The sequence below is a fragment of the Candidatus Protochlamydia sp. W-9 genome (assembly GCF_001950615.1).
GTDB classification, from domain to species: domain Bacteria; phylum Chlamydiota; class Chlamydiia; order Chlamydiales; family Parachlamydiaceae; genus Protochlamydia; species Protochlamydia amoebophila.
On record NZ_BCPZ01000046.1, the window covers coordinates 55,312 to 67,738 of the forward strand.

Here is a 12,427-nt window from a genome sequence, read left to right on the forward strand (position 1 = left end):
CAAAAAACTTTCATTCGAATGGTGAATTAGTAAGATAAATTATCAAAAAAAAGAAAATCTAAACGACGTATATTTAAAGGAGAAAGAATGGGAACTGGTTTTTCTAAAAAAAAGAAAGAAGCTCGACTAATACAACAGCAAATGAGTTTGGTTCAAAATGAATTACAAAATCTTGAAGTGGTAGGTGTCGCAGGAAGTGGTTTAGTGACAATCACCTTGACTGGCGATGGAGAAATGAAACAAGTTAAAATCAAACCTGAATGTGTTGACGTAGAAGATTTAGAAGGATTAGAGATGTTAATTCGTGCAGCTCATGCCGATGCTCATAAACGATTAAAAGAACAAAGCCCTCCCATTCCCGGATTCCCAGGATTCTTGGCTTAAAATTTTTATTAACACTTTCGGATTTTAAAAAAGCAAAATAAAATTTTTACCTGCAAGTATGCTTTAACTTCCAGCCTAATTCCATGCTAGAGGAGAAAACATTTTACAGGTAATGTTTTCTTAATTTCCAAACAAAATTACTTTGTATCCGAAGTTTAAATATAGGTTTGAGGAGGATAAGATACATTATAAAATAAATCATGAGGAACACTTTTTTGATATTCCTGGATTAACAAGTTTAAAACTTCTTGTGCAGTGGTCAGATGTAAAGCTAAGTCCGCTAATTGAACAGCATCAACAATATACGTACTACGAATAACATTTTTGATAACAGGTAAATAGCGTGGAGCTACAGATAATTCTTGAACTCCAAGTCCTAGTAATAAAGGAATAAAACGAGGATCAGAGGCAATTTCTCCACATACGGAAACAGGGACATGAGCTTTATTTCCTTCAGAAATAACTAACTTGATTAAGCGTATAATGCTCGGGTCAGTTGGTTCATAAAAATCATTTAACAAGTGATCTTTCCGATCAATTGCTAAGGCATATTGAACTAAATCATTCGTCCCAATCGAAAGAAAATCACATTCTTTAACAAAATGATCCACCACCATAGCTGCCGAGGGAACCTCGATCATGCAACCCATCGGAATATGTTGGTCAAAGTGCAGTTCTTGACAAACTTCTTGCAGAATTTTTTTTGCTTCTCTTAGTTCGGCAACTGTCGCAATCATGGGAAACAAAATACGAACCTGCCCATAAATACTTGCTCTGACAATAGCTCTTAATTGACTTTTCAATAACTTCTGTTCCCTTAAAAAATACCGTGTTGCCCTTGAACCAAGAAAAGGATTTTTTTGAGTTGTTGAAGGAACGTGAAAGGTTGCCTTATCTCCCCCTAAATCAAATGTTCGAATGACGACAGGCAAGCCATCCATTTTTTTCACAATTTGCGAATAAATGTTGAATTGCTCTTCTTCGCCTGGGATTTCTTTTTGAGGAAGAAAAATATATTCAGACCGAAAAAGGCCTATCCCTTGGCCACCTAATTGCTTAAGCAAATCAACTTGATGACTATCATCTAAATTTCCATATAACCTAACAGTATATCCATCACAAGTCTCAGCCGGCCAATGCACATCGTTTTCAAATGCGGTAATTTGCGTATGCATTTTTCTCTTCAACGTTTCGTAACGATGAAGAGTCTCATCCGTTGGGTTAAGGATCACTTGACCCGTTCGCCCGTCAACAATAATCGTTTGATTGTCATTTTCTCTAATTAGGTGAAGATTAATATTGGAAATAAAAGGAATTCCTTTTGCTTTAGCAACAATCGCAGCATGAGAAGTTGCTCCTCCACTTTCCGTTAAAAATGCTCCCACATGGTAAACTTTAGCTTCCGCAGTATCCGAAGCTGTTAATTCCACTCCACAAACGATTGAATTGTAAGGAACATCTTTTAAAGACAAACTTCCACTTTCGTAAAGATAGCTAAAGACTCTTTGTGAGACATCTTGTAAATCTTTAAATCTTTCTGCAAAAAAGGGATCTTTTAATGATTCAAAGCGAGTTTGAAGCTTAACTAAAGATTGCTGAAAAACAAACTCAGCATTTTGATTAGCCTGTCGAATATTCAATTCCATTTCAGTTGTCAATAAAGGATCTTGCAGAATCTCTAGCTGAGCCTCCAAGATAAGAATAGCTTCTTGTGCTGATTCCGATTCAAGTTGTGTTTGTAATCGCTTGATATCTTGCCTACTTCTAAAAAGGGCGTGACGATAACGTTCAACCTCTTTTTCAGAATCGGAAGAATCAATCTGCTTTTCACAAACAGTAAATTCATCACGATCGAGAAAATATGTTTGACCAATTGCAATGCCACGGCAGATGGGAGAGCCTTTTAAAATAATCTCTTCAGCCTTGAGCTGCATTACTTACTCTCCGAATTGAGACTCAAACGCCTCAATCAGTTTATCCATGGTGTCATTTGCATCTTCCCCTTCCACTGCTATTGTAATTTTAGAATTTTTTCTAGCAGCTAACATGAGAATACTCAAAATACTCTTCGCATTAATTGTTTCTTGTTTGTGTGTAAAATAAACATCACTCTTACAATTTTGCAATAATTTAACAATCGTGGTTGCTGGTCGCGTATGAAGACCCATGCGATTTTTTACTTGTACTTTACAAACGAGTTTCACAATTTTTCCTTGGTTTTTAGAATGTAGTTGCATCCTTAAGGTAAAATTTTGTTTCTGACTTTAGATGTCGTTAATTCTAATACTTTTGTCGTAAATTCTTGAGCCGAGTTATAACCCATATTTTTCAATCGATGATTTAAAGCCATGGTTTCTAGTAATAAAACAACATCTCGTCCTGGCTTAACAGGTAAAGTTAAATACGGAAGTTTTACATCTAGAATTTTTGTAAATTTTTCGTCTAAACCAATCCGATCATAAAAATGTTCATCATGCCATGCCTCTAATCGGACAACAATATCAATACTTTTTTGATCTCTTACGCAAACTGCTCCATAAAGATTAGCAACATTAATAATCCCAATTCCTCTAATTTCCATATGATGGCGCGTTAAAGCAACTCCAGAACCTTCTAAATATGTCCCTTCTTTCTTTTTTACTTTCACGATATCATCTGAAATAAGGCGATGCCCTCTTTCAATTAAACCAAGAGCAGCCTCGCTTTTACCTACAGAAGAATCCCCTTGAATTAAAACACCCACTCCAAATACCTCAACAAGAGATCCGTGACAACTAACACTAGGAGCAAATTCTTCTGTTAAAAGTAGTGTTAATTGGCTCATCAAATTCATGGTAGATAAATTTGTACGAAAAAGAGGAATATTTAATTTTTCACAAATAGCACGCAGCTCTTTCGGGGGACGATAACGCCTACTCACTATCACCGCCGGAGTATTTTGCTTAACAATTGCTTCCAGACGTTCTATGCGAATTTGAGAATCTAAATCTCGGATATACTCGATCTCTACTTTACCGAAAATAAGAATTCGCTTTTCAGCATAATACTTAAGATATCCGCTTAAGCTCAATCCAGGTCTTTGAGCCTCTGGAACTTTAATGCGTCTATTTATCCCATTTTTACCCGCAGTCAACTCAAGTCCAAGTTTTTTTGCGTGTTCTTCATATAATTTTTTAACTAAATACATGAGCCAAATTAGTCGATTTTTTCAAGGTAGAACATTAACCACTCAGTAAACGTTGCAAAAGCCATTGTTTCTGCGCAATCATCCAGCTTCGCACAATCTAAAATAGTTTTTGCCGAATTCGAATAATAAACATTACCCATTTCATGATCTGGATACCATTCTCCCCAAAAACATTGAAAAAAAGGCATCCCAAATGATTGGTAAAAGGGTATAATCGAACGAGGATAGACCACAACTCCTTTAGTTGTTGTCATGGGACTCTCTTTTTCTAATAGCTTTTGCAAAACTTCATACGCATTAGCCATTTCAATTGATTTGATGATTCCTGTATCTGTTAACTTGGCAAATCCGTTATGTATTTGCAGAAAAGCCAAGAAATCAGAAGGAAGAATATAGTTTGGAAACACTTTTTGCAAAGCATTAATTTCTTGTTCACTAGCAGGTATGCCACCATGAAAAAATCCTCCGTCATTGATAAGACTGTAAACAAAACTGACTTCAAATGAATCTTCATACTTCTGCTGAGTTAAAAAAATCCCAATATTATCAACCCTAATAAAAAATTTATTTAAAAATTCGTTTAAAGAAGGATGATAAGGCAGCTTTGTTAACCAAAATTCTTTTGTAAATTCAATTCGATCTTGAACAGGCAATTGTGCCAATTCATACCAGCCTCTAGTCAAATTAGGAGCTATTTCAGATGCCTCTTGCCAATCAATCATAGGATTTTCATTTAACTCAATGACACAATGAAAATGTCCTTGAGGTGACTCTTCTGAGTAACAACTATAATGCTCTTTAACATGTCGATCCATAATTAAATAATCCTTGATTATCTCTTAGATAAATGAAAATTGTCTATCTATTGCATTTGTCTTAATTAACCGCAGTTTTGAAATTTTTCAAATGATTTCAAATTAAAAGAATCAACATTCCGATGAGTAGTCAAATTGCAGAAGAATTACTTTTATAATAATTATTATCAAGTTTATGATTTTTCCTCAGACTAAAAAATATTTTTAATACATCTAAAAATATAAACATGCTAGATCGGTTACTCTTTTTTTGGCTCAAACATCCTGCTCTTTTCCATTCAATTTCTTTGATATTAGGGGCATATGCATTTTTTCATTCTTTTACTTTAGTACTCATTCCAAGCTTATTCTTTTGGACCCCATTTTGCATTAATCTTTTTTATCATCCATTCATACGTCCATTATTTGCATTAAATCTCTTGCTGTTTATATTAATTTATTTTTTTCTAGCGGTTTCTTATGAATTTCCTCATCTTCCTGATAAAGGATTAATAGGAAAAGCTCATTTATCAATTGATTCATTAGATAAACAGCGCTCTCCTTTTGGAACACAATGGAATTTTCACTGCACTCTTTTGGATTTTTTCCCCGATTCCTCACCGCATCATTCAATTGCAAAACAAATTAAATGTATTGTTTCTATCCCTCAAAGCGGCTTTCTTCAACGGCCTTTAGCGCAACGAGAATATATTGTGCATGGTAAATTATCTAAACCGGGAAAAGGAGATTATCGACTAAAAATTTCTAATCTAGAACCGTGGCTCGGTTTAAAAGAAAATTGGGGATTTACTGAACACCGCTTTCAATGGAAAAAGAAAACTGCTGAATGGATTCGCAAACAATTTAATAACTCTATCACTGGCTTTTTTTTAGCAGGGTTAGCAACAGGAGAAATGAAAGTTTCATGGGTTAAAGAGGAGTTTTCGCGCTTTGGTCTTCAACATCTTCTAGCGATTTCAGGATTTCATTTTGCTATGTTGGCTGGTTTACTCAGCTTTTTACTTCGCCTACTTTTCCCTCGAAAAATACAGGCTATTTTACTTTTAGTGTTTTTAGCTATCTACTTTACCTTTCTAGGCTTCAACGCCTCTGTCGTTCGAGCTTGGATTATGAGCTCATTAGTCATTTTGAGCGACATTTTTGAAAAACAATCTACACCTCTTAACAATCTTGGAATCGCTATCATAGGGGTTTTGTTCATCGACCCTTCTTTACTAAATACAGTAGGTTTTCAATTAAGCTTTTTCATTACCGCATCCATTTTACTAGGCCATCAGCCTGCTAGTCGATGGCTAGATCGTTGGATTTCTAAAAAACGCTTAAACCAAGTTATTGAAATGGATGGATGGAATCAGCATGGATATTTGATTTTAACTTTATTCAAACAGGTTCTAGCTCTTACAATTGCCGTTAATTTAGTCGCATTACCAATGACGCTTTATTTATTTCAGCAGTTTCCCGTTATCGGATTATTTTATAATCTCTTTTTCCCTTTTTTAGTTTCTATTTCCTTAGTATTACTATTTTTAGGAGCATTTTTGTCTTTTATTCCCCTTATAGGAAAAGGAATTGTTTTTCTTAATGATATTTATACAGGATTTGTTCTCAAATTAACTTATCAAATGCCTGATTTTATTGATCATTACATCGAGATGGAATTTATAAATCCTTATTTCCTCATAGGTTACTTGAGTTTATTGTTAACACTATTAATCATTAACAATCAATTTTACGAAGAAATCTCAGAAGAAAACTATGAAGCAAAATGGCTTTTTTTTTAGAAGTTTATAAACTTCTGGATGACGTTTCGAAAAATTATTAGCAGGAATAAATTTAGCAAACATCTTAATTTTTTTTATTGACTAAAATGGAACCTTTAACTAAAAATATTGTATCTTCAATGGCGGTCGTAGCTCAGTTGGTTAGAGCGTTGGATTGTGGTTCCAAATGTCGCGGGTTCGAATCCCGTCGATCGCCCTCTTTTTATCTTAAAATAACTTCCGAAATTTCACTCTTATAAATTTGTGTGTTTATTTTTTGGGAATGGTATACACTAATTTTATTCACAATTAATTCGTTTATCAAACGAAATGTAAAGCCTTTCTTCTGGATTTTTTATGACAATATGGGAAGCCTTTTTTTTAGGTCTTATTCAAGGCGTGACAGAATTTTTACCAATTAGCTCGTCTGGCCATCTTGAATTAGCACAGTATTTCCTAGGGTTTGAAAAACTTCAAAGCTACGTATTGTTTAACCTTATTTGTCATTTAGGAACTTTAGGATCTATTCTCTATATGTTCTTGCCACAGATAAAACAAAGTTTAATAACAGAGCGCAATCACATCTTTCACGTTATCTTAGGAACTCTCCCTTTATTTCCCCTTGTTTTGATTTTAAAACCTATCAAAGCAACATTTGATCAACCTCAATATTTAGGACTATGCTTTCTTTTTTCTGCTGTTTTGCTTTTTTCTGGTGTTTACTTTCGCTTGCATATGCAAAAAAAACATCTATTGAGAGATTGTTTAACGATTGGATTATTTCAAGCCGTGGCAGTTTTACCAGGTATTTCTCGTAGTGGAGCTACTATCTCAGCTGCCAGATTGCTTGGCTGGGATAAACAAGACGCAATCCAATTTTCATTTTTATTAGCTATTCCAGCGATTCTAGGCGGAACATTTTTAGAGATTTGGCAATTTCTAAAGTTACCAGCTTCAGAAATTCCTCCAATAGAAATAGGACAATTTCTAACAGGTTTTCTCACTTCTTTTATGATTGGTTGTGCCTCATTATGGGCCGTCATACAAATGATGACGCAAGATAAATGGGTTTACTTTGCTTGGTATTGCCTATTCATTGGAATAGCTACAACTCTTTATTTTCAGATGTAAAGGCGAATATCATGGCAAAAAAGACTAAATCATCTAAAAAAAAACAAAAGAATGTTTATACAGAAGAAGCCGTTTCTTTAATGACTACTGAAACAAAAGGGTTTCTTTCCCTTTCGTTCGCAGTAATTCTATTACTTAGTTTGATGAGTTATGCAATTGCTCCCGACTCAAAAAATCTATTAGGAGTCATGGGTGATAAATTAGGATGGATTCTACATGCATTCCTTGGTTTATCTAGTTACTTTCTAGTTTTTTATATTGGCTGGATGGGTTGGAGACAATTATTCAGTAAAAATCTTCATTTTGTCTGGTTAAAAAATATTTACGTAGCCATAACGCTAATCTCAACGAGTATGCTCCTGAGTCTAATTGAAAGTGACTACCCAACTTTTGGAGATTTTATTGGTCGCACTTTTTATCCAGGCTTATGGATTAAATCTATGCGATACCACTTAGGAGGAGCTCCTTTCTTTTTTCTTTACCAAGATTTACCTTCTTTCAATTTAAATCATATTTTTAACACAGTTGGCGTTGCTCTTATTTTTTCAAGTACACTTATCGCAAGTCTCCTTTTTTTATTTAAAATTCGCCTCCTTCCTCTTTTTCAAAAGATTTTTGATAGATTTAAAAAAGAATGGGCTAATCGTAATCCAACTGTAAACAAAGCTGAAGAAACATCAATGTTAGAAAAAAAAGAAAGTAAAGAGGAGAAAAAATCTCTAGAAGAATCTGACAGTGACTTCCTTCGTTTTGTGAAACTTCGCATTCCTACAACGCATTTTCAAGAAGGAAACCCAAAAGCCCCTTCAGATTTATTAGCCATTCAACCCGAACAAAATCTTAAAGTTCGACCATCACTTTCAAGGAAAGAACAAACGGATGACGACTTTCAAGAAGAAATAATTGAAACACAAACTTTGGCTCGTCCAAGAAAAAAAGAATCTTTAGAAAATTATCTTGAATCTGATCATCGTGAAGCTTTTAAACGACCCGAACTTTCCAAGGAGATCAGCGATCCCAAACTTCGTAAACGCGAAGCTGCTTTAGTCGCACAAAGCGTTTATAATGGAGATTTCACAAACTATAATCTCCCGTCCCTCACTCTTTTGACAAATCCTAAAAAGATCGATCAATCTTCTTTAAAAAAAGATTTGAAAAGACAAGCAGAAGTTTTAGAAGAAACATTACTTAGCTTTGGAATAGAGGCAAAGGTTGGTCAAATTAATTGTGGCCCAACTATCACTTCTTTTGAAGTCCATCCAGCGATCGGAGTCAAAGTTCAAAAAATAAAAACTCTCGACAACGATATAGCCTTAAACATGGAAGCAAAATCGATTCGAATTATTGCCCCCATTCCAGGCAAAGCAGCTGTTGGAATAGAGGTTCCTAATGCACAACCTCAAGAAGTAGGTTTTAAAGATATGCTATTAGCTTATCAACAAGGAACACAAAAACTTAATATTCCTATTCTACTTGGAAAAGCTGTTAATGGCGATTATGTTATGAGTGATCTTGCAAAAATGCCTCATTGCATTATTGCAGGAGCCACAGGTTCTGGAAAATCGGTTTGTATAAACACAATTGTTATGTCCATTGTTTTAAATGCCAAACCTGATCAAATCAAATTGATTATGGTCGATCCTAAAAAAGTGGAACTCACTCCTTATACGCGTTTACCTCATATGCTTGCTCCTGTTATCACAGAACCTCAAGGAGCTGCTGCTGCTTTAAATTGGCTCGTGAAAGAAATGGAAAGCCGTTACGAGGTTCTCAAATTGGTGGGGGTGCGTAATATCGATACTTTTAATAAACGAACAATTAATCAAGAGCAAGAAGCTAATTTAGGAAGGGAAATCCCTACACATATGCCATTTATTGTAGGGATTATTGACGAATTAGCCGACTTAATGATGGTTGCTAGCAATGATATTGAAACACCGATTGCCCGTATTGCTCAAATGGCCCGTGCCGTAGGTATTCATTTAATTTTAGCCACTCAACGGCCTTCTCGAGAAGTTATTACAGGTTTAATTAAAGCTAACTTTCCAACCCGAATTTCCTTCAAAGTCGCTAGCCGTGTTAATAGTCAAATTGTTCTTGATGAAACAGGCGCCGAAACTTTATTGGGCAATGGCGACATGCTTTTCCTTCCTCCAGGTTCGTCTCATTTAACACGTGCACAAGGAGCGTTTGTCAGAGACGAAGACATTTTAGCTGTTGTTCAACATATTTGTGATCAAGCTCCTCCTAACTATGTTATCCAATCATTTGATCAATACCATGCGAGTTTGGATGGCCTAGTTAATGGCTTAGAACAAGGTCTTGAACTAGATAGTTTATATGAACAAGCTAAAGATATTATTTTGAGTACAGGAAATGCCTCTACCACCTTCCTTCAAAGAAAACTAAAAATTGGATATGCACGAGCAGCGAGTTTAATGGACCAGCTAGAAATGCAAGGCATTGTCGGACCTGCGGAAGGTAGCCGACCACGTAAAATTTATGCTGCAAAGTCGGTATCCGAAGAAGATGACTTAGTAGATGCAGAATTAATGGAATGATCAATTTTATTTGTGCTCTTCAGATTTTATTAAGTCCAATGTGATAAGGATGGAATAACTTGAATGGACTACTCTGTTTCGCCTCTAAAATGTCTTCATTCAAATTGGATTAAATCATGGCTTGCATTTAAATTCTGAATAAATTTTTTATTCTGCGATGAGTTAATCAAAAAAAACCTACTAACCTTTAAGTGATTTCTAACTAAAAAATTAAAACTCAGACTTAAGTAAACAGCCAAAAATTAAATTCTGAGAAAACTTGAGGTTCTCGTCTTTAATTAATCATGAATAATGCATTGAAGTAAATTTCGCAAGAAAACTAATCTTTAAATATGTTATAAATCCGCCTTTCTGATAAATGACTGTTTAAATGATTAAAACTAGGTGATTATGAAGGGATTTTGCCCACTCGCATCAGGATCCAAAGGAAACTGTATCTATCTCGGCACCTCTCAAACTAAAGTTCTTATTGATGCGGGTATAAGTGCCAAAGCCATTCAAAACCGCCTTGCAGAAATTAATGTTGATATTTCTGATATCGATGCAATTTTAATTACTCATGAACACTCTGATCATATCCAAGGATTAAAAGTACTCGCTTATAAATTAGGAATCCCTGTTTTAGCCAATCATGAAACAGCCAAAGGTATTGTTGAAGCATTTCGCAATTGTCCAAAATTTAAGATTTTCTCTACTGGAGAAACTTTTGAATTTAAAGACATTGAAGTTCATCCTTTTACGATTCAGCATGATACGATTGATCCGGTAGCATTTACAATTCGTTTGAATGATCTAAAACTTGGATTTTGTACTGATCTTGGTTTTGCAACCTCTCTTGTTCAAGCTAAACTTCAAGGATGTGATTACTTATATCTTGAATCTAACCATCAACCTTCTATGGTACACGCCTCTCCTCGACCAATGATTTATAAACAACGTGTCCTTAGTCGTAGTGGACATTTATCTAATGAGGCTTGCGGCATTTTACTCTCTCAGATTTATCATCCAAAACTTAGACATGTTCATTTAGCTCATCTATCAAATGAATGTAATAGTCCTGAAACGGCTTTAGGTGTGGTAAAAGGAGTTTTACAAAATCATGGGATTGATATAGAAATGTGCGTAGCATCACAAGAAAAAATCAGTAAGCCGATTTTTTTCTAACTATGCTAGCCGTTAATCAATAACTTTTTTTGGGAAACGCACGATTTTTGAAATCTATTGATTTATCTATATGCTGGTTATCTAGGTGCTAAACTCAGCATCGATGGTTCGACTATCGATGCTGAATTAAAATAATTAGTTCGGTGAAAAAAAATCTTTAATTTTATCTAGAAAGCTTTTCCTTTTAGGAAGATTATTGGGTCCTTCAAGTTCACTGAATTCTTGTAAAAGCTCTTTTTGACGCTCGCTTAAACGAGTGGGTGTTTCGACAAATATACGTACTAGTAAATCTCCTTTTCCATGTCCGTGTACATTGGGAAATCCTTCACCCTTTACTCGGAAAATTTTTCCATTTTGCGTTCCTTCCGGAATGGTAATACGGCACGCTCGATTGGTCAAAGACGGCACTTCTTTTTTACAACCAAGGGCAGCTTCAGCAAAACTAATGGGTAAATCTAATAAAATATCGTTCCCTTCTCGCTCGAAAATCTCATGTGGTTCTACATTGATGAACACATATAAGTCTCCTGCAGGACCACCATGTTGTCCTACATCACCATACCCGCTCATTTTTAAACGCATTCCGCTATCTACACCAGCCGGAATATGAACTTTAATGTGTTGTTTTTCTTTAACAGCACCTTGTCCTTTGCAGTTTTTACAAGGGTCGGTAATAACTTTTCCTTCTCCATGACATTTTGGACAAGCCATTGTCATGCTAAAGAAACCTCTTTGTTCAAAAACTTGACCTCTGCCTTTACATTCACTACAGGTTTTAATTCCTTGTGATGAGGAGGAGCCTTTACCATTGCAAACATTACAAATTGCGTAGTTAGAAATCACAAGCTCTTTATCGACACCTTTGACCGCTTCTTCAAAGGAGACGTTAATGTTAACGCGTTTGCTGGCTCCTTGACGAGCCCCTCTACTTCCTTCTCGACCTCCAAATTCAGCTCCATTTCCACCGCCAAAAAAGTCGAAAATACTTTCTCCGCCTCCACCCATTCCAAACGCACCCATAAAGGTTCGCAGAGCTTCGTCCATGGATGAAAAACCTTGTCCACCACCAGCGGCTCCTTGCAAAGCTTCTTTGCCGTAACGGTCGTAAACTTGTCGTTTTTTTTCGTCGCTTAAAACTTCGTAAGCTTCCGATATTTCTTTAAATCGTTTTTCAGCATCTGCATCACCGGGATTTTTGTCAGGATGATACTGAACAGCCTTTTTTCGGTATGCTTTTTTGATTTCTTCGGGAGTTGCACCACGTGCAACTTCTAGAATTTCGTAATAGTCAGCCATAAGATCTACTACTTTATTTTGAAGGATTAATTTTTTGAATTTTCGCAATAAAATACTACGAAAAATTTTCTAAAAAAGGTTAAATACCTTAAACAACTAAATATTAATATTTAAGGTAAAATTGATACC

At 35.4% G+C, this 12,427-nt stretch carries 10 protein-coding genes and 1 tRNA gene; 6 read left to right on the forward strand and 5 right to left on the reverse strand.

The features are described 5' to 3' along the window. Positions 1-87: 87 nt before the first annotated feature. Entirely contained in the window at positions 88-384 is a 297-nt protein-coding gene (locus tag BU804_RS01545) for a YbaB/EbfC family nucleoid-associated protein (RefSeq protein WP_011175027.1), read from the forward strand. A gap of 155 nt (positions 385-539) precedes the next feature. On the opposite strand, the gene ptsP is transcribed toward BU804_RS01545, so the two are convergent. From ptsP to BU804_RS01565, 4 genes are read right to left on the reverse strand one after another with little or no spacing between them, the layout of a single operon-like run. Next, on the reverse strand, positions 540-2,318 hold the full coding sequence (gene ptsP / locus BU804_RS01550) for a phosphoenolpyruvate--protein phosphotransferase (RefSeq protein WP_011175026.1): 1,779 nt from the start codon (positions 2,316-2,318) through the stop codon (positions 540-542). Positions 2,319-2,321: 3 nt separating this feature from the next. Beyond that, positions 2,322-2,588 carry an HPr family phosphocarrier protein gene (locus BU804_RS01555; protein WP_011175025.1) on the reverse strand — a complete coding sequence of 89 codons (267 nt, stop codon included), beginning with the start codon at positions 2,586-2,588 and terminating at the stop codon, positions 2,322-2,324. A 35-nt stretch (positions 2,589-2,623) separates the two neighbouring features. Further along, positions 2,624-3,571, reverse strand: a complete 948-nt coding sequence (gene hprK / locus BU804_RS01560; protein WP_075882708.1) for an HPr(Ser) kinase/phosphatase — start codon at positions 3,569-3,571, stop codon at positions 2,624-2,626. 8 nt (positions 3,572-3,579) lie between these two features. After that, positions 3,580-4,386 carry an SMI1/KNR4 family protein gene (locus BU804_RS01565; protein ID WP_075882709.1) on the reverse strand — a complete coding sequence of 269 codons (807 nt, stop codon included), beginning with the start codon at positions 4,384-4,386 and terminating at the stop codon, positions 3,580-3,582. 419 nt (positions 4,387-4,805) lie between these two features. Here BU804_RS01565 and BU804_RS01570 point away from each other — a divergent pair, with 419 nt between their 5' ends. The 5 genes from BU804_RS01570 to BU804_RS01590 all read left to right on the forward strand — a co-directional run bounded on the left by BU804_RS01570 (position 4,806) and on the right by BU804_RS01590 (position 11,002). Further along, entirely contained in the window at positions 4,806-6,167 is a 1,362-nt protein-coding gene (locus tag BU804_RS01570) for a ComEC/Rec2 family competence protein (protein WP_158024989.1), read from the forward strand. A 122-nt stretch (positions 6,168-6,289) separates the two neighbouring features. Next, positions 6,290-6,363 (forward strand) — tRNA-His (locus tag BU804_RS01575). Positions 6,364-6,503: 140 nt separating this feature from the next. Further along, complete coding sequence (locus tag BU804_RS01580) at positions 6,504-7,277, forward strand: undecaprenyl-diphosphate phosphatase (protein ID WP_075882711.1); 774 nt, start codon at positions 6,504-6,506, stop codon at positions 7,275-7,277. Further along, positions 7,211-9,838: a DNA translocase FtsK gene (locus tag BU804_RS01585; RefSeq protein ID WP_102135626.1), complete on the forward strand. Its 2,628-nt coding sequence runs from the start codon at positions 7,211-7,213 to the stop codon at positions 9,836-9,838. The genes BU804_RS01580 and BU804_RS01585 overlap by 67 nt, the downstream gene beginning before the upstream one ends. Positions 9,839-10,228: 390 nt before the next feature. Then, on the forward strand, positions 10,229-11,002 hold the full coding sequence (locus BU804_RS01590; protein ID WP_075882713.1) for an MBL fold metallo-hydrolase: 774 nt from the start codon (positions 10,229-10,231) through the stop codon (positions 11,000-11,002). A 135-nt stretch (positions 11,003-11,137) separates the two neighbouring features. On the opposite strand, the gene dnaJ is transcribed toward BU804_RS01590, so the two are convergent. After that, positions 11,138-12,298, reverse strand: coding sequence for a molecular chaperone DnaJ (dnaJ, locus tag BU804_RS01595; protein ID WP_075882714.1), 1,161 nt, complete (start codon positions 12,296-12,298; stop codon positions 11,138-11,140). Between the last annotated feature and the right edge of the window lie 129 nt (positions 12,299-12,427).

Excerpts from the sequence above, each read along its gene's own strand:
- BU804_RS01580 (WP_075882711.1), top strand. The coding sequence starts at position 6,504 with ATGACAATATGGGAAGCCTTTTTTTTAGGTCTTATTCAAGGCGTGACA.
- hprK (WP_075882708.1), bottom strand. The coding sequence starts at position 3,571 with ATGTATTTAGTTAAAAAATTATATGAAGAACACGCAAAAAAACTTGGA.
- dnaJ (WP_075882714.1), bottom strand. The coding sequence starts at position 12,298 with ATGGCTGACTATTACGAAATTCTAGAAGTTGCACGTGGTGCAACTCCC.
- BU804_RS01545 (WP_011175027.1), top strand. The coding sequence starts at position 88 with ATGGGAACTGGTTTTTCTAAAAAAAAGAAAGAAGCTCGACTAATACAA.
- BU804_RS01585 (WP_102135626.1), top strand. The coding sequence starts at position 7,211 with ATGGGTTTACTTTGCTTGGTATTGCCTATTCATTGGAATAGCTACAAC.
- ptsP (WP_011175026.1), bottom strand. The coding sequence starts at position 2,318 with ATGCAGCTCAAGGCTGAAGAGATTATTTTAAAAGGCTCTCCCATCTGC.
- BU804_RS01590 (WP_075882713.1), top strand. The coding sequence starts at position 10,229 with ATGAAGGGATTTTGCCCACTCGCATCAGGATCCAAAGGAAACTGTATC.
- BU804_RS01565 (WP_075882709.1), bottom strand. The coding sequence starts at position 4,386 with ATGGATCGACATGTTAAAGAGCATTATAGTTGTTACTCAGAAGAGTCA.